The following is a 16,454-nucleotide window of genomic DNA, read 5'->3' on the forward strand; positions in this document are numbered from 1 at the left end:
CTGCGAAGGCACGCGGCGCTCTTTGTCGGAATGGCCGGCTTATAGATAAATCGGCTCAATTCGTCCAGACGCACCATCACGCCAACCTCGAAGAGAGCCGTTCACCCCTCTAGATCGGACTTCAACCGATCGAGAATGCTGATGGCGTGGCCGGCATACTGGCTGATCCAGCGGTCATGGATCTGCTTGATCGGCAGCGCATTGAGATGGTTCCAGCGTTCGCGGCCCTCACGCTTCGCCACCACCAGATCGGCCTCCTCCAGCACTTTTAGGTGCATCATCACCGTGCAGCGGTCCATGTCCGGGAACGCCTCGCACAGCGCGCCGGTGGTCTGCGGCTGATCCTTCAGGCGATCCAGCAATTCGCGCCGGCGCGCATGCGCCAAGGCCTTGAAAACATGGTCGTCGGAGGTTTGGCTTGACATGTTATGTTTCTATAACATATCGTTTCGAGCAGCAAGGAAGGAGCTGTGGATATGTCCCTTGGTTTCAGGATTTCCGGACGCATCGGCAAACCGGTCGGCGAGGTCTTCGATGCCGTCGTCAATCCGACAAAGCTCAGCGGTTATTTCACCACCATCGGCGGTGCCTCGGCGCCGCTTGTCGCCGGCGCCACCGTCACCTGGTGGAAGACGGTGCCGGTGGAGGTCGACGAGGTAACGAAGGACAAGCGCATCGTGCTGCGCTGGGACGCGACAGACGCCGACGGCAAGCCCGCCTACAAGACCCGTATCGAGATGAATTTCGAGCCGCTTGAGGACGGCGGCACCTTCATCACCATCGCCGAGTCCGGCTGGCATGAAGGCGAGGCCGGCCTGAAGAAATCCTACCTAAATTGCGAGGGCTGGTCGCAGATGCTGGCCTGCATGAAGGCCTATCTCGAATACGGCATCAATCTGCGCGACGGCTACTACCGCAGTGAGATGAAGGGCGAGCCGGCCAACGAGACCAACATCTGAGCCCGACATTCAGGTCCCGATATCCGGCAGGAGGAGGCCGTCCGATGACGAAAGCAACGCCATTCCTGATGTTCGAGGGAAAGGCCGAGGAGGCCGTGACCCTCTATTGCGAGACCATTCCCGATAGCCGTGTGCTCGACATCACGCGCTATGGCTCGGGCGAGGACGGGGCCGAAGGAATGCTCAAGCTGGCGCGCGCTTTGATCGGCGGCGTCGAGGTCAGGATCTACAACAGCCCCGTCCACCACGCCTTCACCTTCACGCCGTCCTTTTCCTTCTTTGTCGACTGCTCGTCCGAAGAGGAGCTCGAGCGCATCGTCGGCGTCCTCTCCGAGGACGGCGGCTTCCTGATGCCGACCGGCAATTACGGCTTCAGCCAGCGTTTCGCCTGGCTCAACGACCGCTTCGGCGTCTCCTGGCAGATCAACCTGCCGTAACGATATCCAACGCAATCAAGAGGATCGGCAATGGACACCGAGATTACCGGCGGCATCAACATCGCCATGAAGGTGCCGTCGCACCAATACGAGGCAACGATCGCCTTCTATCGCGATGTTGTGGGATTGAAGCCGTTTACGGCCAAGGCGCCGGCGATCGGTTTCGAACTTGGTCCCAATCGCCTCTGGATCGACGAGGCGCCGATGATGAGCCAGGCTGAAGTCCGGCTGGAGCTTTTCACGCCGGACTTCAAGAGCGCGGCCTCGCATCTTGCAAAGGCCGGTGTCGTGCGCTGCGACGCAATAGAGTCTTTGGGTGAAGGCTTTCGTGGCGGCTGGATCACCAACCCGGCCAACATCATTCACCTGGTGCGTGAGCCGGATGCTTGGTGAATCCTGCCGGAAAGGAAAGCCGTATGGAGCTCAGAGAACCTCCCATCGCCGAAACCGCCATGCTGATCCGTCGACCGGTCGCTGAGGTGTTCGAAGCCATCGTCGATCCGGTGGTCACCACGAAATTCTGGTTCACGCATTCCAGCGGCCGGCTGGATGAGGGCAAGCCGGTCGAGTGGGAGTGGCGCATGTATAGCGTCTCGACCAAGGTCGAGGTCAGTGAGATCGTCCCCAACGAGAAAATCGTCATGCAGTGGAGCAATCCGCCGACCACCGTCGTCTGGACCTTCACCAAAATGCCCGATGAAGCGACCTTCCTCGAAGTCCGCAATTTCGGCTTCGCCGGTTCCGCCGACGAACAGGTCAAGCAAGCGGTCGAATCCACCGGCGGCTTCTCGCTGGTGCTCGCCGGCGCCAAGGCATGGCTGGAACAGGGCCTGACGCTCGGCCTGATCGGCGACCGCAATCCGAAGGGCGTTTCGGCCAAATAGAAGGCTAGGATCGACGCCTCTCCTGCTCCGTCACATAACGCCGGAGCACCCGGTTGATTTCCGTTTGATAACCACCGCCCTCCTCTACGTGCCGCTTGAACCAGGCGAGCACATCAGCATCAAGGCGAATGGTGACAGGTTGTTTGAGGGGCCGGTAGAGATCTCCTCGGCGAGCGTGAGCCCAGTTCTCCGCTGGCGCTTCCGGAATGTCGAAAGTATCGATCTGATCGTCAGGCAGATCAGCCAGCTTGGCCAGTTGATCACGCTGATCCTTGCTAAGGTCCTTCCTGCTCATAGTGCCTCCTTTCATGTGGGGTGGCCTTGCGAGCGCCGACAATTCTAATACGTTCTTCATCTGCCACGGTCGGATACGTGTGAACTACGAGCAGGATCACCTGAGTTCCGACCATGCCGATCGCATGCCAACGCTGTTCTCAAAACGATCGGGCACAATCAGATGAAGCGGATCGTCGAAAACCTTCTTCGCGAGGTCAAAGGCGACGCCATGTTTGGCAAGATTGCGCCGCGCTTTTTCGGGATCCCACTCGAACCGCATCGCGTTCCCTTGCCATACAAATATGTACGTACAAATCTGTAAGAGTCAAGTTCTCAGTGCCCCTCGCCTGACCCCTGTCTCTTACGCCGCCGCGCCATCATGTTGAGGCCTTCGACCAACGCCGAGAAACCCATGGCGGCGTAGATGTATCCTTTAGGCACGTGATAGCCCATGCCGTCGGCGATCAGTGTCATGCCGATCATCAAAAGGAAGCCAAGCGCCAGCATGACGATAGAGGGGTTCCTGGCGATGAAATTGGCAAGCGGCGTCGCCGCCAGCATCATCACGCTTACCGCCAAGATGACCGCGATATACATGATGACGATCTCGTCGGTCATGCCGACGGCGGTGATGATGGAGTCGATCGAGAAGACGAGGTCGAGCAGCAGGATCTGGAAGATCGCGCCGGCAAGGCTCATCTGCAGCGTGCCGACCATCGTGTCCTGATGGTCTTGCGGGTCAACCGTATGATGGATTTCCTTGGTCGCCTTCCAGACCAGGAACAGGCCGCCGGCGATCAGGATCAGGTCGCGCCAGGAAAAGCCGTGGCCGAAGGCGGTGAACACCGGCGTCGTTAGCTGCACGATGATCGAGATCGTGGCGAGCAGGATCAGTCGCATGATCAGCGCCGCCGAAATGCCCAGCCGGCGCGCGCGGGCGCGCTGCGCTTCCGGCAGCTTGTTGGTCAGGATCGAGATGAAGATCAGATTGTCGATGCCGAGCACGACCTCGAGCACCACCAAGGTCAAAAGCGCGACCCACGCGGTCGGATCGGAAACAAAATGAAAGTGCGGCGCCAGAAATTTGACAAGCTGCATGAAGGTCGTCCCCTCTACGATCTGGAGCAGTTTTCGCGGGTTTCGTCGCCAGTTAGGTATCGATCTCGCTTATATCAATGTCACGACCAGAAGGACGGCGCCGTTTCTTCCAGCCGCGGCCCGCGACGAAACGGCGCGATTTTTTCGGCAAGCCCGGTGCGGTCCGAAATATCGACGCCGACCCCGCAGAGCGTCGCGGGCCCTGACGACGCCTCGAAACGACCCTTCGGCACCTTGGAAAGGAACCGGTTGAGCGGCTCTTCCTTATCCATGCCGAGCGAGGAATCATAATCGCCGCACATGCCGGCATCGGAAATGTAGGCGGTGCCGCCATTGAGGATCTGATGATCGGCGGTCGGCTGGTGCGTGTGCGTGCCGACCACGAGGCTGGCGCGGCCGTCGACAAAATGCGCGAAGCACATTTTCTCCGAGGTCGCCTCGGCGTGAAAATCGATGACCGCCGCATCGGCCTGCTCGCCGAGCGGGCAGGCCGCAAGCTCACGCTCGCCGGCCTGGAACGGATCGTCGAGCTCGGGATGCATGAAGACGCGCCCCATGATGTTGGCGACCAGCACGCGCGCGCCGTTGCGGGCAATATAGACGCCGGAGCCGCGGCCCGGCGTGCCCCTGGGAAAATTGGAGGGGCGCAGGAAGCGCTCCTCGCGCGGCGCGAAGATCAGCGCGTCGCGCTGATCCCAGACATGGTTGCCGGTGGTGACGACATCCGCGCCGGCCGCGAGCGTCTCGCGAAAGATCTCCTCGGTGATGCCGAAGCCGCCGGCGGCGTTCTCGCCATTGACGATGACGAAATCGAGCTTGAAGTCGGAGATCAGCCCCGGCAGCTGTTCCCAGACTGCCGTGCGCCCTGTTTTGCCAACCATGTCGCCGAGGAAGAGAAGTCTCATAAGATCCCGAGCCGAAGTCTGCCAAGCTGCATGACTTCCGCGAAGACCATCAGCCTCGCCGACTATCTACAATTGGGGCGCGAAGCGGCGCAACCCGCTCTCGGTCAGTATTTCCGGGATGATGACGTCATGGTTCTCGTCAGGGACCATTTCGACTTCCTGACAGTCGAAGGCGATGCCGATCAGCCTGGGCGCGATGCCCTTGTCGGCCAGTCTGGCGATCGCCCGATCGTAATAGCCGGCGCCATAGCCGATACGGTGGCCGCGGGCGTCGAAGGCGGCGAGCGGCACCAGCATGAGCGTCGGGTCGAGCACTTCCGCCTCTTCATGCGGCCCGACCGTGCCGAATCCCATCTCGACCATCGGCGCGCCGCGCACCAGCTCGCGAAAGACGATCGTGGTCTTGTCGAGGATCGCGGGCAGGCAGAGCCTTGCGCCCTTTTCGCGCAGCGCGAACATCAGCGGCCGCACATCGACTTCCGAGCGCATCGGCCAGAAGCCGGAGACGACCCGGCCGGGTTCGAAGTCGATTTTTTCCTTCGCGATCTCGGCCATTTCGAGCGCGATCTCGACGCGCCAGAACTCGTCGAGCGCATCGCGGCGCGCCAATGCTTCCTTGCGAAGCTGTTTTTTCAGGTCTTTGGAAGAGCTCATGCGCGGACGCTAGAAAAAGTCGGATTTGGATGGCGTTTTAGGAGCGACGCTTTCTAGCGCATGTCTCCCGAAAACGGGAGAGCGACGATCCACACAACCGGTGGAGAGGTCGATCCCGGGTGCCTACAAAGTAGGTGGGCGCCGTGTGAGAAAACCCACGGGTCTTCCCAGGGACAGCTCCCTAAGGATCGATAAGGCCCCGGGGATAAGTTTCTCCTGCCGGGAAGCGCAGACCGCCGACAGCAAATATAGGCCGATCATTAGCCGCGCGCCAGAAGGATAGCTCTCCCGGCCCTGTAAATTCTTGTCGCGCGCTCCGCGGCGTCGCCACGCCTTGCGCGGCCTGTCCAGCCTCCTTACGGTCCGGCTGCAGGGACAGGAGAAAAAATGCGTTTCGAAGGCACTGCGGCTTACGTCGCCGACAAGGATCTGATGGTCGCGGTCAACGCCGCGATCGCGCTGGAGCGGCCCTTGCTGGTCAAGGGCGAGCCTGGCACCGGCAAGACCGAGCTTGCCCGCCAGGTGGCTTCGGCGCTTGGGCTCGATTTCATCGAATGGAACGTCAAGTCGACCACCAAGGCGCAGCAGGGCCTCTACGAATATGACGCCGTCTCGCGGCTGCGCGACAGCCAACTCGGCGATGAACGCTTCAACGACATCGCCAATTACATCAAGCGCGGCAAGCTGTGGGATGCCTTCGCGGCGCAGAAAAAAGTCGTGCTTTTGATCGACGAGATCGACAAGGCTGACATCGAATTCCCCAACGACCTCCTGCAGGAGCTCGATCGGATGGAGTTCTTCGTCTACGAGACCGGCGAGACGATCCGCGCCGAGTTCCGGCCTATCGTCATCATCACCTCGAACAACGAGAAGGAACTGCCGGACGCCTTCCTGCGCCGCTGCTTCTTCCATTATATCCGCTTCCCCGACATCGACACGCTGCACCGGATCGTCGAGGTGCATTACCCCAGCATCAAGCAGAATTTGGTGCGGGCGGCACTCAGCCAGTTCTATGAGATCCGCGACGTGCCGGGCCTGAAGAAAAAGCCCTCGACCTCCGAAGCGCTCGACTGGATCCGCCTGCTGGTCGCCGACGACATCGCACCCGAAGACCTGCGCGCCGATCCGAAGAACATGCTGCCGAAACTGCACGGCGCGCTGTTGAAGAACGAGCAGGACGTGCACCTGTTCGAGCGGTTGGCCTTCATGGCGAGACGGCAGCAATAGGCTAACAGCAACAGCATTTTCGCCGGCCGTGGACCGTTGCCCGCGCGAGGCATCTGCCGCAGCCTCGCGCCAAAGCCTGGAGGAAGAAATGTTCGAGATTAACATCCGCCCGCTCGTGCAGTCCGATCACGCCGACTGGCGGAGGCTTTGGACCGCCTATTTGACCTTCTACGAGACCAAGCTGCCGGAGGAGGTCTACGACATCACCTGGAAGCGCCTGTTCACCGAAGGCGAGTTCGAACCGAAGGGCTTCATCGCCACGTTTCACGGCAAGGCCGTAGGCCTGACTCACTATCTCTATCACCGCTCCTGCTGGTCGCAGGTCAACAACTGCTATCTGCAGGATCTGTTCGCCGACCCCGCGGTGCGCGGCAAGGGTGTGGGCGCGGCGCTGATCAAAGCCGTGCGGGACGAGGCCGGCAAAATTGGCATCAAGAATGTCTACTGGATGACGCACGAGACCAACGCCACAGCGCGCCGGCTCTACGACCATGTGGCGCGGCGGACCGGATTCATCGAGTATGATCTGCTATGATAAGCGCGGGATTTAATCCGTAGAACGAATGACTGGCTATGTTGGAATTTTAGATGGCTCCAACGACGTATGGGGCGTGCGGGTGCCCGACCTTTCAGGTTGCCACGGAGGCGGCTTAAGCCCTGAGCAAGCGATTGCCGACGCTGAGCTCGCCGTCCGCGAGTGGACGGAAGCACGGATGGCGAAGCGCTTGCCCATTCCCAAACCGCGTGCGCTGGTGGCTTTGCTTCGATCCGGCGAAATCGACAGTGCCAACGGTGATTCCGCCGTGATCGTGAGGCAGAGATAGCAGGTGTTCATCCCCTTCTTCCTCGAACTGAAGGCCGCGCGGGTTCCTGTTTCGCTCAGGGAATATCTGTCGCTGCTGGAGGGACTGGAAGCGGGGTTGGTCGATTATGATGTCGAGGCTTTCTATTACCTCGCGCGCTCGGCCCTGGTGAAGGACGAGCGTCATATCGACCGTTTCGACCAGGTCTTCGCGCATGTCTTCAAGGGCGTCGAAGCGCTCGGCGGCCCGGATGCCGTCGATGTCGCCAAGCTCCCCGAGGAATGGCTGCGCCGTTTGGCGGAAAAGCACCTGAGCGAGGAGGAAAAGAAGCTGGTCGAAGCGCTGGGCGGTTTCGATAAGCTGATGGAGACGCTGAAGCAGCGCCTCGAGGAGCAGAAGGGCCGGCACCAGGGCGGCTCGAAATGGATCGGCACCGGCGGCACCTCGCCCTTCGGCGCCTATGGCTACAACCCCGAAGGGGTTCGCATCGGCCAGCATGAAAGCCGCCATCGCCGCGCGGTGAAGGTCTGGGACAAGCGCGAATTCAAGAACTTCGACGACACCGTCGAGCTCGGCACCCGCAACATCAAGGTGGCGCTGAAGCGGCTGCGACGCTGGGTGCGCGAGGGCGCCGAGGAGGAGTTCGACCTGCCGGGCACCATCCACGCCACCGCCGAGCATGGCTATCTCGACGTCAAAACGCGGCCCGAGCGGCGCAATGCCGTGAAGCTCCTGATGTTCTTCGATGTCGGCGGCTCGATGGACGACCATATACGCGGCGTCGAGGAACTGTTTTCCGCCGCGCGCGCCGAGTTCCGCCAGCTCGAATATTTCTACTTCCACAATTGCCTTTACGAGCGCGTCTGGAAGGACAACCGCCGGCGCCTGGCCGAGACGATCCCGACTTTCGACCTCATCCACAAATACGGGCCGGACTACAAGGTGATCGTCGTCGGCGACGCCTCGATGAGCCCCTACGAGATCGCCCATCCGGGTGGCTCGGTTGAGCACTGGAATCCGGAGGCCGGAAGTGTGTGGCTGGCCCGCCTGTTGCAGCAATGGCCGAACGCGATATGGCTCAATCCCGAAGCTGAAAAGAACTGGCGCTACACGCACTCGATCCAGTTGATCAGCGACATCTTCGGCGGCCGCATGTTCCCGCTGACATTGGCCGGGCTTGAGGCAGCGACAACGCAGCTGTCGCGCAAGCATTAGCTCGCTACGCTGGAAGCACCCGTAACAAAGGCCTATGTTTGGGCGAATATCCGTTGCAAGCAACAACGAGCCGCCAAGGCCGAGGAGATTTCATGGACACCCACGCCTATCCCGTCACCCGCACCGATGCCGAATGGCGCGCCCGGCTGACGCCGGAGCAGTATGCCGTCATGCGCAACCACGGCACCGAGCGCCCCGGCAGTTGCGCCCTGCTCTACGAGAAGCGCGCCGGCACCTTCTACTGCGTCGGCTGCGACCAGCCGCTGTTCGAATCCAAGCTGAAGTTCGAGAGCGGCACCGGCTGGCCGAGCTTCAACGATCCGGTCCCGGGCGCGATCGAGACCACTGTCGACCGCAGCTACGGCATGGTCCGCACCGAATGCCACTGCGCGCGCTGCGGCAGCCATCTCGGCCATGTCTTCGAGGACGGCCCGCCGCCGACCGGCCTGCGCTACTGCATCAATGGCGTGGCGCTGCGCTTCGAACCCGCGGCCTGATCGGGGCTTCCAGTCTTCGCAAAGGGCGGCTTCGGTCGCCCTTTTTCGTATGGCTCATGCCACGACTGTCGCGATCAGCCAGAGCGCGGAACCGAGCATCATCAGCTGCGCCTTGAAACCCCCGACCTTCTCCGCGGTCCGCCACACGGCGACCGTGAGGAAGATGTTGTAGGGAACGGGGAGGAAATGCGCCGTCAGCACCAGCCAGAGCGGCAGCTTCAATCCAAGCAGGATCAGCGCCAGCGCCGAAGAGGCGATGCTCAAGATGGTCCCGACCAGCAGCATGTCACGCCAGAACAGCCGGTCGAGCAGCACTTCGCCCCTCCACCGCGTCCGGAAAAAACCCGTCATCGCCGGCGACCTATCGCTGCCCGAGAACTTCGGTCACGGCTTCTTCGAAGCGTGAGCATTCCCGCACCAGCCAGTCGCTCATGGCCGGCCAATTGTCCTCGGCGTAGCAGTTCACCCGCCACATCGAGTTGATGCCGAGACCTTCACAGCTCTGCTCGGGCCTGAGCTTCAGCCTGGACTCGATCGCCGGCTGGAACGGTTTCAGCCGCGCCCAGGATTCCGTGGCGCCGAACTTCTCATTGCGCCCGAAGAAGACGCCGACATGGTTCTGCGCCGGTGCGACATACATCGAAAGGACCAAAGCGAAATCCGGCAGCCCGCGCTGCCAGAACCATGGCCCGCGTCGCGCGAGCCTTTGCCTTTCTTGCGGGTGCCGTTCGGCGAACAGCGCCCAGAAGCCGCGATGGCGGAACTCCGAGGCGCGACGGCCGCCGAAGTCGAATTCGCTCATGGCCGGTCTCCGGCCATGAGGCTTACGCCATGCCGAGGGCGGCCTTGTAGAGATCCAGGATCGACTCCTCCTCCTGACGCTCGGCCTGGTCCTTCTTGCGCAGCCGCACGATGGTGCGAATCGCCTTGGTGTCGAAGCCAGTCCCCTTGGCTTCTGCATAGACATCCTTGATGTCGTCGGAGATCGTCTTCTTCTCGTCCTCGAGCCGCTCGATGCGCTCGATGATGGTGCGCAGCTGGCCGGCGGCTACAGTCTGGCTGGTCTCGGTGATTTCGTCGGCCATTTTTCTCTCCGCGTCTTCTGAAGCCATGGCGATTCCCGCCGCGGCGAATTGGAGCGGGTTCCCTGCCCGAGCGGGCGCGGCGGGTCAAGACACTTGTCGAGCGGCTGTGGACGGCTGCCGTCAATCGTCCCTTCGACGTTCCGATCGCACCTACTTGAAGGCGATCAAGAGATCCTTCGCATCGATCTGGTCGCCGGCCTTGACCAGCACCTCGGCGATCTCGCCGTCGCGTTCGGCATGCAGCGCGGTTTCCATCTTCATGGCCTCGATCGACAAGAGCACGTCGCCCGCCTTGACCGCCTGTCCGGCCGCCACTGCAAGCGCCGACACGACGCCGGGCATCGGCGCGCCGACATGCCCCTCATTGCCGGGCTCGGCCTTGCGGCGCGCCTTGGCGGCGGAAGCGCCATGCGCCCTGTCCGGCACCTTGACGCGGCGCGGCTGGCCGTTGAGCTCGAAGAAGACGGTGACCATGCCCTTCTCGTCAACATCGCCGAACGCCTGGCAGCGAACCACCAGCGTCTTGCCCTTCTCGATGTCGAGGAAGATCTCGTCTTCCGGCTTCATGCCGTAGAAATAGGTCGGCGTCGGCAGGACGCTGACCGGCCCGTAGGTCTCCTGCGCGGCGGCGAAATCGGTGAACACCTTCGGGTACATCAGCCATGAGGCGAATTCATATTCCGTGAGCTTGCGATCGAGCTTGCCCTCGATGTCCTTGCGGCTGGCCTTGAGATCGGCTGCTTTTAGCAGCGAGCCGGGCCGCACGGTGATCGGCTTCTCGCCCTTCAGCGCCTTCTTCTGCAGCGCCGCCGGCCAACCGCCGGGTGACTGACCGAGATCGCCGCGCAGCATCGACACCACCGAATCCGGGAAGGCGATGTCCTTTGCCGGGTTCTCGACATCGGCGACGGTGAGATCCTGGCTGACCATCATCAGCGCCATATCGCCGACCACCTTGGACGACGGCGTCACCTTGACGATGTCGCCGAACATCAGATTGACGTCATGATAGGCCTGCGCCACCTCATGCCAGCGCGTCTCCAGTCCAAGCGAGCGCGCCTGTTCCTTGAGGTTGGTGAATTGGCCGCCCGGCATCTCGTGCAGATAGACTTCCGAGGCCGGCCCCTTGAGGTCGCTCTCGAAGGCGGCATACTGGTTACGCACCGCCTCCCAATAGAAGGAGATGCGGCGGATCCATTGCGGGTCGAGACCGGGATCGCGCTCGGTGCCCTTCAGCGCCTCGACGATCGAGCCGAGGCAGGGCTGCGAGGTGTTGCCGGAGAAGGAATCCATCGCCGCGTCGATCGCGTCGGCGCCGCTCTCCACCGCCGCCAGCACCGTGGCTGCCGAAAGTCCGGACGTGTCGTGCGTGTGGAAGTGGATCGGCAGGTCAGTCGCCTCGCGCAGCGCCTTGAACAGCACGCGCGCCGCGGCCGGCTTCAACAGGCCGGCCATATCCTTGACGGCGATGATATGCGAGCCGGCGGCCTCCAGCTCCTTGGCCAGCCCGACATAGTATTTGAGGTCGTATTTGGCGCGGGCCGGATCGAGGATATCGCCGGTATAGCACATCGCCGCCTCGACCAGCTTGCCTTCGGCGCCGACCGCGTCCATGGCCACCCGCATGTTCTCGACCCAGTTCAGGCAGTCGAAGACGCGGAACAGATCGACGCCGCCGGCTGCCGCTTGGGCGACGAAATGCTGGACGACATTGTCGGGATAGTTGGTGTAGCCAACGCCGTTGGCGCCACGCAAAAGCATCTGCAGCAGAAGATTGGGAGCCGCCTCGCGCACTTTGCTCAGCCGCTCCCACGGATCCTCGGTGAGGAAGCGCATGGCGACGTCGAACGTTGCGCCGCCCCAGCATTCCAGCGACAAGAGCTGCGGCAGTGCCCGCGCATAGGTGCCAGCGATGCCGACGATGTCATAGGTGCGCATGCGCGTGGCGAGCAGCGACTGGTGGCCGTCGCGCATCGTCGTGTCGGTGACCAGCACCTGGGGCTGCTCGCGCATCCAGGCCGCGAATTTCTCGGGGCCCAGCGCATCGAGCCTCTGCTTGCTGCCGTCCGGAACATGGCCGTTGAGATAGGGCACCACCGGTGCGGCCGCATTCGCCTTCGGCATCGGCCGGCCGCGCGTCTCTGGATGGCCGTTGACGCTGACGTCGGCGAGGTAGTTGAGCAGCTTGGTGGCCCGGTCCTGCCGCTTCACCTGCTCGAACAGCTCCGGCGTCGTATCGATGAACTTGGTCGTGTAGGAATTGTCGGCGAAGCGCGGGTGGTTGATGATCGCTTCAAGGAAGGTAAGGTTGGTGGCGACGCCACGGATGCGGAACTCGCGGAGCGCCCGGTTCATGCGCGAAATCGCCTCGCCGGGGGTCGGCGCCCAGGCTGTCACCTTTTCCAGCAGCGGATCGTAGAAACGGGTGATGACCGCGCCCGAATAGGCGGTGCCGCCGTCGAGCCGGATGCCGAAGCCGGCCGCCTCGCGATAGGCGGTGATGCGGCCATAGTCCGGGATGAAATTGTGCTCCGGATCCTCGGTGGTGATGCGGCACTGGAGCGCATGGCCGTTCAGCCTGATGTCCTTCTGCGCCGGCACGCCCGATTGCTTGGTGCCGATGGCGAAGCCGTCGAGGATGTGGATCTGCGCCTTGACGATGTCGATGCCCGTCACCTGCTCGGTGACGGTGTGCTCGACCTGGATGCGCGGATTGACCTCGATGAAGTAGAACTTGCCGGTGTCGGCGTCCTGCAGGAACTCGACCGTGCCGGCGCCGATATAGCTGGTCTCGCGCGCGATCTTGAGCGCGTAGCCGCAGAGCTCCTGGCGCAGCTCTTCGCTGAGATAGGGCGCCGGCGCACGCTCCACGACCTTCTGGTTACGACGCTGGATCGAGCAGTCGCGCTCGAACAGATGCACCGCATTGCCGTGGGTGTCGCCCAGCACCTGCACCTCGACATGCCGCGCACGCTCGATCAGCTTTTCGAGATAGACCTCGTCCTTGCCGAAGGCGGCCTTGGCCTCGCGCTTGCCTTCCATCACCTCGCGCGCGAGGTCGGCTTCGGAACGGATGGCGCGCATGCCGCGGCCGCCGCCGCCCCACGAGGCCTTGAGCATCACCGGATAGCCGATTTGGGCCGCGAGCTTCTTCACCTCGTCCATGTCGTCCGGCAGCGGATCGGTTGCCGGCACGACCGGCACGCCGACCTCGATCGCCAGGTTGCGCGCGGCGACCTTGTTGCCCAACCTGCGCATCGTTTCCGGCTTCGGCCCGATGAAGGTGATGCCGGCTTCGGCGCAGGCTTCTGCGAATTCCGGGCTTTCCGAGAGCAGGCCGTAGCCGGGATGGATAGCGTCGGCGCCCGATAGCCTGGCGACCCGGATCACCTCCTCGATCGACAGGTAGCTCTCGATCGGCCCCATGTCCTTGGCGAGATGCGGTCCGCGCCCGACTTGATAGCTTTCGTCGGCCTTGAAGCGGTGCAGCGAATATTTGTCCTCCTCCGCCCAGATCGCCACGGTTTTGAGGCCGAGCTCGTTGGCCGCGCGGAACACGCGGATGGCGATTTCGGACCGGTTGGCGACGAGGATCTTCGTGATTGCCAAGGACTGGGCTCCAGCAGCGGAAGGGAGATGAACCGGCGCAATGATTAACGGGAAAATGCTGCAGCGCAAACAAATTTGCGCGACAGCTAAAACGATTTAAGTCGCCTGTTTGCGCCAAATGCTCCAAAGCGTCGGCCGGGACCCGGTGCCAGCCAGTGCGAACTCGGCGCCCTCCCCCACGACCGGTCGCTCACCCGCAAACGAAAATGCCCGGCGCAAGCGCCGGGCATCCCCGAAAGTCGGCTTAAGCATGTCTCCCGAAGGTGTGCAGCGGTTTCGGGACGAAGACATGCCTGAAACGAAGGACCTAAAGCAGGTCTCATGACCTGCTTTAGAGTTGGCCGGCTTATTTCTCGAAGTAGCTGTACTTGCCGTCGTCGCCCTTCTTCCACTCGTAGATGACATAGTCAGGACGGGTGATGTCGCCCTTGGCGTCGTAGCCGATGTCGCCGATGGCCGTCTTCCAGGTATTGGCCCGGATCGTCTCCGCAACCTTCTGCGCGTCGTCGGCCGAGCCGGTCTTGGCGATGGCCTGGGCGATGATCTGCACCGCGGCATAGGAGTAGAGCGTGTAGGCTTCCGGCTCGAAGCCGTTGGCGCGGAACTTCTCCACCACCTCCTTGGCGGCCGGATTCTTGCGCGGATCCGGAGCGAAGGTGTTGAGCGTGCCGGCAACGGCATCACCCGCGATCGAGGCCAGTTCGTTGGAGACGATGCCGTCGCCCGAGAACAGCGGCGCCTTCAGGCCCTGGTCGGCCGACTGACGGATGATCAGGCCGGCTTCGGTGTGCAGGCCGCCCCAATAGATGAGCGTGACGCCGTTTTCCTTCATCTTGGCGATGAGGGCCGAGAAGTCCTTGTCGCCGACATTCACGCCTTCATACAATACTTCCTTGATGCCGTTGGCGTTCAGGTTCTTCTTGGTCTCGTCGGCAAGGCCCTGGCCATAAGGCGTCTTGTCGTGGATGATGGCGATCTTGGCATCCTTGAAGTTCTTGGCGATGTAGTCGCCGGCCACCTTGCCCTGCTGGTCGTCGCGACCGCAGGTGCGGAAGGTGTTCCACATGCCGCGCTCGGTGAACTTCGGATTGGTCGCGGCCGGCGTGATCTCGAGGATGCCGTTCTCCTGATAGACTTCCGACGCCGGGATCGAGACGCCCGAATTGAAGTGGCCGTCGACATACTTGACGCCGTCGGCGACGAACTTGTTGGCGACCGAGATGCCTTGCTTGGGGTCGGAGACGTCGTCACCGATCTCGAGCTTGAGCTGCTGGCCGAGGATGCCGCCCGCCGCGTTGATGTCGGCGACCGCCTGTTCCGCGCCCTTCTGCAACTGCGCGCCGAAGGCGGCGTTCGGGCCGGTGATCGGACCGGCGACGCCGATCAGGATGTCGGCCCACGCGCTGCTGCTGAACGCGACGAACGCGGTCAGCGCCACGGCGGACAAAAGTGATTTTTTCATTGAAACGCTCCCATTTACGGAGTGGGCGTGGATGATGCTTTCATGCGATGCCCACCCTTATCGCAGAAAGCATAGAATGCCGATTTTCAGGCACTTGTCACGCCGATTCATCCCCGAAACGGCGTAATGGTGAACGTCAAGCTTTCGGTTTCCAGCTTAACAAGGAAGCTCTTTCATAGAGCCAGTTATACTGTGTGACCATTTGGTTGGTGCGGGTGTATTGATAGCCGAGAAAGCCCAATATCATCAGCACGATGGTGTCGACGATATAGTAATGCAGCGAGAACATCGTGCCGTCGAACAAAGCGTGATGGATGAACCTGACGCCGATGCCGAGACCGAGCAGGAAGAAAAACAGCCGCAGATACGTGCTCCAGGTCTGAGCCGCCGCCTTGCCTGTCATCCATGCCGCCCCGCCGCCAAGCAGGCCTGTGACGAACAGGAAATGCCAGATCGTGGCCTCTTCGTAGATAATACCCTGCATGATTGATATCCCCAGATCTTAGCATGGTCCCAAAAAGTTGCAGGCTTTTCGGAGAAGATCATGCTTCAAGAACAAAGCCTTAGAGCGGGATGGCGATCCTGGGAAAGTCATCGCGCTCTAATGATGTCCGCCTTCGAGATAGGCGGCGCGCACTTCCGGATTGGCGAGCAGTTCCTTGCCGGTGCCGCTCATCGTCACATTGCCGTTGACCATGACATAACCGCGCGTGGCCAGTTTGAGCGCGCCGAAGGCGTTCTGCTCCACCAGGAACACGGTCAGCCCCTGCGTCTTGTTGAGCTCGCGGATGGCGTCGAAGATCTGCTTGACGATCAGCGGCGCCAAGCCCAGCGACGGCTCGTCGAGCAAAAGCAGTTTCGGCCGCGCCATCAGCGCGCGCCCGATCGACAGCATCTGCTGCTCGCCGCCCGACAGCGTGCCGCCGCGCTGGGTGATGCGCTCCTTCAGCCGCGGGAACAGCGTGAACACCTTCTCGACGTCCTCGTCATAATGTTTGAGGTTGTCGAGGCTGGCGCCCATCTGCAGGTTTTCCATAACCGTCATGCGCGGGAAGATGCGGCGTCCTTCCGGCGACTGGGCGATACGCAGGCGGGCGATCTCGTGCGTCCGCAGCTGGGTGATGTCGGTGCCGGCGAAGGTGATCGTGCCGGTCCGCGCGCGCGGAGCGCCGAAGATGGTCATCATCAAGGTCGACTTGCCGGCGCCGTTGGCGCCGATAAGCGCCACGATTTCACCCTGGTTGACCTGCACATTGACGCCGTTCAGCGCGCGGATGTTGCCGTAATAGGTTTCGACGCCCTTGATGTCGAGCAGCGTTGTGCCGGCCATTATTTGCGCCCTC

Annotated in this window: 22 protein-coding genes and 1 other RNA gene; 9 read left to right on the forward strand and 14 right to left on the reverse strand. The window is 62.0% G+C overall.

Features of this window, described 5'->3' with window-relative positions:
- Window positions 1-101: 101 nt before the first annotated feature.
- Complete coding sequence (locus tag LB565_RS10775) at window positions 102-425, reverse strand: ArsR/SmtB family transcription factor (RefSeq protein ID WP_224583708.1); 324 nt, start codon at window positions 423-425, stop codon at window positions 102-104.
- A gap of 51 nt (window positions 426-476) precedes the next feature.
- Here LB565_RS10775 and LB565_RS10780 point away from each other — a divergent pair, with 51 nt between their 5' ends.
- The 4 genes from LB565_RS10780 to LB565_RS10795 are packed head-to-tail and all read left to right on the forward strand — an operon-like array spanning window position 477 to window position 2,280.
- Complete coding sequence (locus LB565_RS10780; RefSeq protein WP_224583710.1) at window positions 477-959, forward strand: SRPBCC domain-containing protein; 483 nt, start codon at window positions 477-479, stop codon at window positions 957-959.
- A gap of 44 nt (window positions 960-1,003) precedes the next feature.
- The gene (locus LB565_RS10785) at window positions 1,004-1,396 is read left to right on the forward strand and encodes a VOC family protein (RefSeq protein ID WP_224583712.1); all 393 of its coding nucleotides are present in this window, start codon (window positions 1,004-1,006) and stop codon (window positions 1,394-1,396) included.
- A 30-nt stretch (window positions 1,397-1,426) separates the two neighbouring features.
- Complete coding sequence (locus LB565_RS10790) at window positions 1,427-1,789, forward strand: hypothetical protein (RefSeq protein ID WP_224583714.1); 363 nt, start codon at window positions 1,427-1,429, stop codon at window positions 1,787-1,789.
- A 23-nt stretch (window positions 1,790-1,812) separates the two neighbouring features.
- Window positions 1,813-2,280, forward strand: coding sequence for an SRPBCC family protein (locus tag LB565_RS10795; protein ID WP_224583716.1), 468 nt, complete (start codon window positions 1,813-1,815; stop codon window positions 2,278-2,280).
- Window positions 2,281-2,284: 4 nt separating this feature from the next.
- On the opposite strand, the gene LB565_RS10800 is transcribed toward LB565_RS10795, so the two are convergent.
- From LB565_RS10800 to ssrS, 6 genes are all read right to left on the reverse strand, one after another.
- Window positions 2,285-2,575 (reverse strand): BrnA antitoxin family protein, encoded by a 291-nt coding sequence (locus LB565_RS10800; RefSeq protein WP_224583718.1) that lies wholly within the window; start codon window positions 2,573-2,575, stop codon window positions 2,285-2,287.
- A 96-nt stretch (window positions 2,576-2,671) separates the two neighbouring features.
- Window positions 2,672-2,836: a BrnT family toxin gene (locus LB565_RS10805; protein WP_224583720.1), complete on the reverse strand. Its 165-nt coding sequence runs from the start codon at window positions 2,834-2,836 to the stop codon at window positions 2,672-2,674.
- Between the two features lie 53 nt (window positions 2,837-2,889).
- Window positions 2,890-3,654: a TerC family protein gene (locus tag LB565_RS10810; RefSeq protein ID WP_224583722.1), complete on the reverse strand. Its 765-nt coding sequence runs from the start codon at window positions 3,652-3,654 to the stop codon at window positions 2,890-2,892.
- 80 nt (window positions 3,655-3,734) lie between these two features.
- Complete coding sequence (locus LB565_RS10815; RefSeq protein ID WP_140546534.1) at window positions 3,735-4,559, reverse strand: YmdB family metallophosphoesterase; 825 nt, start codon at window positions 4,557-4,559, stop codon at window positions 3,735-3,737.
- Window positions 4,560-4,625: 66 nt separating this feature from the next.
- Window positions 4,626-5,213: a 5-formyltetrahydrofolate cyclo-ligase gene (locus tag LB565_RS10820; protein WP_224583724.1), complete on the reverse strand. Its 588-nt coding sequence runs from the start codon at window positions 5,211-5,213 to the stop codon at window positions 4,626-4,628.
- An 82-nt stretch (window positions 5,214-5,295) separates the two neighbouring features.
- A non-coding RNA gene (gene ssrS, locus LB565_RS10825) (6S RNA) lies at window positions 5,296-5,451 on the reverse strand.
- Window positions 5,452-5,600: 149 nt separating this feature from the next.
- Between ssrS and LB565_RS10830 the strand changes: the two genes are divergently transcribed.
- From LB565_RS10830 to msrB, 5 genes are all read left to right on the forward strand, one after another.
- Window positions 5,601-6,440 (forward strand): AAA family ATPase, encoded by an 840-nt coding sequence (locus LB565_RS10830; RefSeq protein WP_224583727.1) that lies wholly within the window; start codon window positions 5,601-5,603, stop codon window positions 6,438-6,440.
- Window positions 6,441-6,528: 88 nt separating this feature from the next.
- The gene (locus tag LB565_RS10835; RefSeq protein WP_224583729.1) at window positions 6,529-6,975 is read left to right on the forward strand and encodes a GNAT family N-acetyltransferase; all 447 of its coding nucleotides are present in this window, start codon (window positions 6,529-6,531) and stop codon (window positions 6,973-6,975) included.
- Window positions 6,976-7,003: 28 nt separating this feature from the next.
- Window positions 7,004-7,264, forward strand: coding sequence for a type II toxin-antitoxin system HicB family antitoxin (locus LB565_RS30030; RefSeq protein WP_224583730.1), 261 nt, complete (start codon window positions 7,004-7,006; stop codon window positions 7,262-7,264).
- A 3-nt stretch (window positions 7,265-7,267) separates the two neighbouring features.
- Entirely contained in the window at window positions 7,268-8,458 is a 1,191-nt protein-coding gene (locus LB565_RS10845) for a vWA domain-containing protein (protein ID WP_224583731.1), read from the forward strand.
- A gap of 92 nt (window positions 8,459-8,550) precedes the next feature.
- Complete coding sequence (gene msrB / locus LB565_RS10850; protein ID WP_224583732.1) at window positions 8,551-8,955, forward strand: peptide-methionine (R)-S-oxide reductase MsrB; 405 nt, start codon at window positions 8,551-8,553, stop codon at window positions 8,953-8,955.
- 54 nt (window positions 8,956-9,009) lie between these two features.
- Here msrB and LB565_RS10855 read toward each other — a convergent pair whose 3' ends face one another.
- From LB565_RS10855 to LB565_RS10885, 7 genes are all read right to left on the reverse strand, one after another.
- Window positions 9,010-9,306 (reverse strand): hypothetical protein, encoded by a 297-nt coding sequence (locus LB565_RS10855; protein WP_224583733.1) that lies wholly within the window; start codon window positions 9,304-9,306, stop codon window positions 9,010-9,012.
- A 10-nt stretch (window positions 9,307-9,316) separates the two neighbouring features.
- A complete protein-coding gene (locus LB565_RS10860; RefSeq protein WP_224583734.1) occupies window positions 9,317-9,757 on the reverse strand; it encodes a hypothetical protein in 441 nt (146 codons plus the stop codon).
- Between the two features lie 22 nt (window positions 9,758-9,779).
- Entirely contained in the window at window positions 9,780-10,040 is a 261-nt protein-coding gene (locus tag LB565_RS10865; protein ID WP_224583735.1) for a DUF2312 domain-containing protein, read from the reverse strand.
- Window positions 10,041-10,190: 150 nt separating this feature from the next.
- Entirely contained in the window at window positions 10,191-13,649 is a 3,459-nt protein-coding gene (gene pyc, locus LB565_RS10870) for a pyruvate carboxylase (RefSeq protein WP_224583736.1), read from the reverse strand.
- A gap of 346 nt (window positions 13,650-13,995) precedes the next feature.
- The gene (locus LB565_RS10875; protein ID WP_224583738.1) at window positions 13,996-15,111 is read right to left on the reverse strand and encodes a branched-chain amino acid ABC transporter substrate-binding protein; all 1,116 of its coding nucleotides are present in this window, start codon (window positions 15,109-15,111) and stop codon (window positions 13,996-13,998) included.
- A gap of 136 nt (window positions 15,112-15,247) precedes the next feature.
- Entirely contained in the window at window positions 15,248-15,595 is a 348-nt protein-coding gene (locus tag LB565_RS10880; RefSeq protein WP_224583740.1) for a DUF6867 family protein, read from the reverse strand.
- A 117-nt stretch (window positions 15,596-15,712) separates the two neighbouring features.
- Window positions 15,713-16,441, reverse strand: a complete 729-nt coding sequence (locus tag LB565_RS10885; protein WP_224583743.1) for an ABC transporter ATP-binding protein — start codon at window positions 16,439-16,441, stop codon at window positions 15,713-15,715.
- Window positions 16,442-16,454: the final 13 nt, after the last annotated feature.

It is taken from the genome of Mesorhizobium sp. CA14 (assembly GCF_020165195.1).
Lineage (GTDB): Bacteria > Pseudomonadota > Alphaproteobacteria > Rhizobiales > Rhizobiaceae > Mesorhizobium.

Coding starts and splice junctions, on each gene's coding strand:
- LB565_RS10775 (WP_224583708.1), bottom strand. CDS start 425: ATGTCAAGCCAAACCTCCGACGACCATGTTTTCAAGGCCTTGGCGCAT.
- LB565_RS10780 (WP_224583710.1), top strand. CDS start 477: ATGTCCCTTGGTTTCAGGATTTCCGGACGCATCGGCAAACCGGTCGGC.
- LB565_RS10785 (WP_224583712.1), top strand. CDS start 1,004: ATGACGAAAGCAACGCCATTCCTGATGTTCGAGGGAAAGGCCGAGGAG.
- LB565_RS10790 (WP_224583714.1), top strand. CDS start 1,427: ATGGACACCGAGATTACCGGCGGCATCAACATCGCCATGAAGGTGCCG.
- LB565_RS10795 (WP_224583716.1), top strand. CDS start 1,813: ATGGAGCTCAGAGAACCTCCCATCGCCGAAACCGCCATGCTGATCCGT.
- LB565_RS10800 (WP_224583718.1), bottom strand. CDS start 2,575: ATGAGCAGGAAGGACCTTAGCAAGGATCAGCGTGATCAACTGGCCAAG.
- LB565_RS10805 (WP_224583720.1), bottom strand. CDS start 2,836: ATGCGGTTCGAGTGGGATCCCGAAAAAGCGCGGCGCAATCTTGCCAAA.
- LB565_RS10810 (WP_224583722.1), bottom strand. CDS start 3,654: ATGCAGCTTGTCAAATTTCTGGCGCCGCACTTTCATTTTGTTTCCGAT.
- LB565_RS10815 (WP_140546534.1), bottom strand. CDS start 4,559: ATGAGACTTCTCTTCCTCGGCGACATGGTTGGCAAAACAGGGCGCACG.
- LB565_RS10820 (WP_224583724.1), bottom strand. CDS start 5,213: ATGAGCTCTTCCAAAGACCTGAAAAAACAGCTTCGCAAGGAAGCATTG.
- LB565_RS10830 (WP_224583727.1), top strand. CDS start 5,601: ATGCGTTTCGAAGGCACTGCGGCTTACGTCGCCGACAAGGATCTGATG.
- LB565_RS10835 (WP_224583729.1), top strand. CDS start 6,529: ATGTTCGAGATTAACATCCGCCCGCTCGTGCAGTCCGATCACGCCGAC.
- LB565_RS30030 (WP_224583730.1), top strand. CDS start 7,004: ATGACTGGCTATGTTGGAATTTTAGATGGCTCCAACGACGTATGGGGC.
- msrB (WP_224583732.1), top strand. CDS start 8,551: ATGGACACCCACGCCTATCCCGTCACCCGCACCGATGCCGAATGGCGC.
- LB565_RS10855 (WP_224583733.1), bottom strand. CDS start 9,306: ATGACGGGTTTTTTCCGGACGCGGTGGAGGGGCGAAGTGCTGCTCGAC.
- LB565_RS10860 (WP_224583734.1), bottom strand. CDS start 9,757: ATGAGCGAATTCGACTTCGGCGGCCGTCGCGCCTCGGAGTTCCGCCAT.
- LB565_RS10865 (WP_224583735.1), bottom strand. CDS start 10,040: ATGGCCGACGAAATCACCGAGACCAGCCAGACTGTAGCCGCCGGCCAG.
- LB565_RS10875 (WP_224583738.1), bottom strand. CDS start 15,111: ATGAAAAAATCACTTTTGTCCGCCGTGGCGCTGACCGCGTTCGTCGCG.
- LB565_RS10880 (WP_224583740.1), bottom strand. CDS start 15,595: ATGCAGGGTATTATCTACGAAGAGGCCACGATCTGGCATTTCCTGTTC.
- LB565_RS10885 (WP_224583743.1), bottom strand. CDS start 16,441: ATGGCCGGCACAACGCTGCTCGACATCAAGGGCGTCGAAACCTATTAC.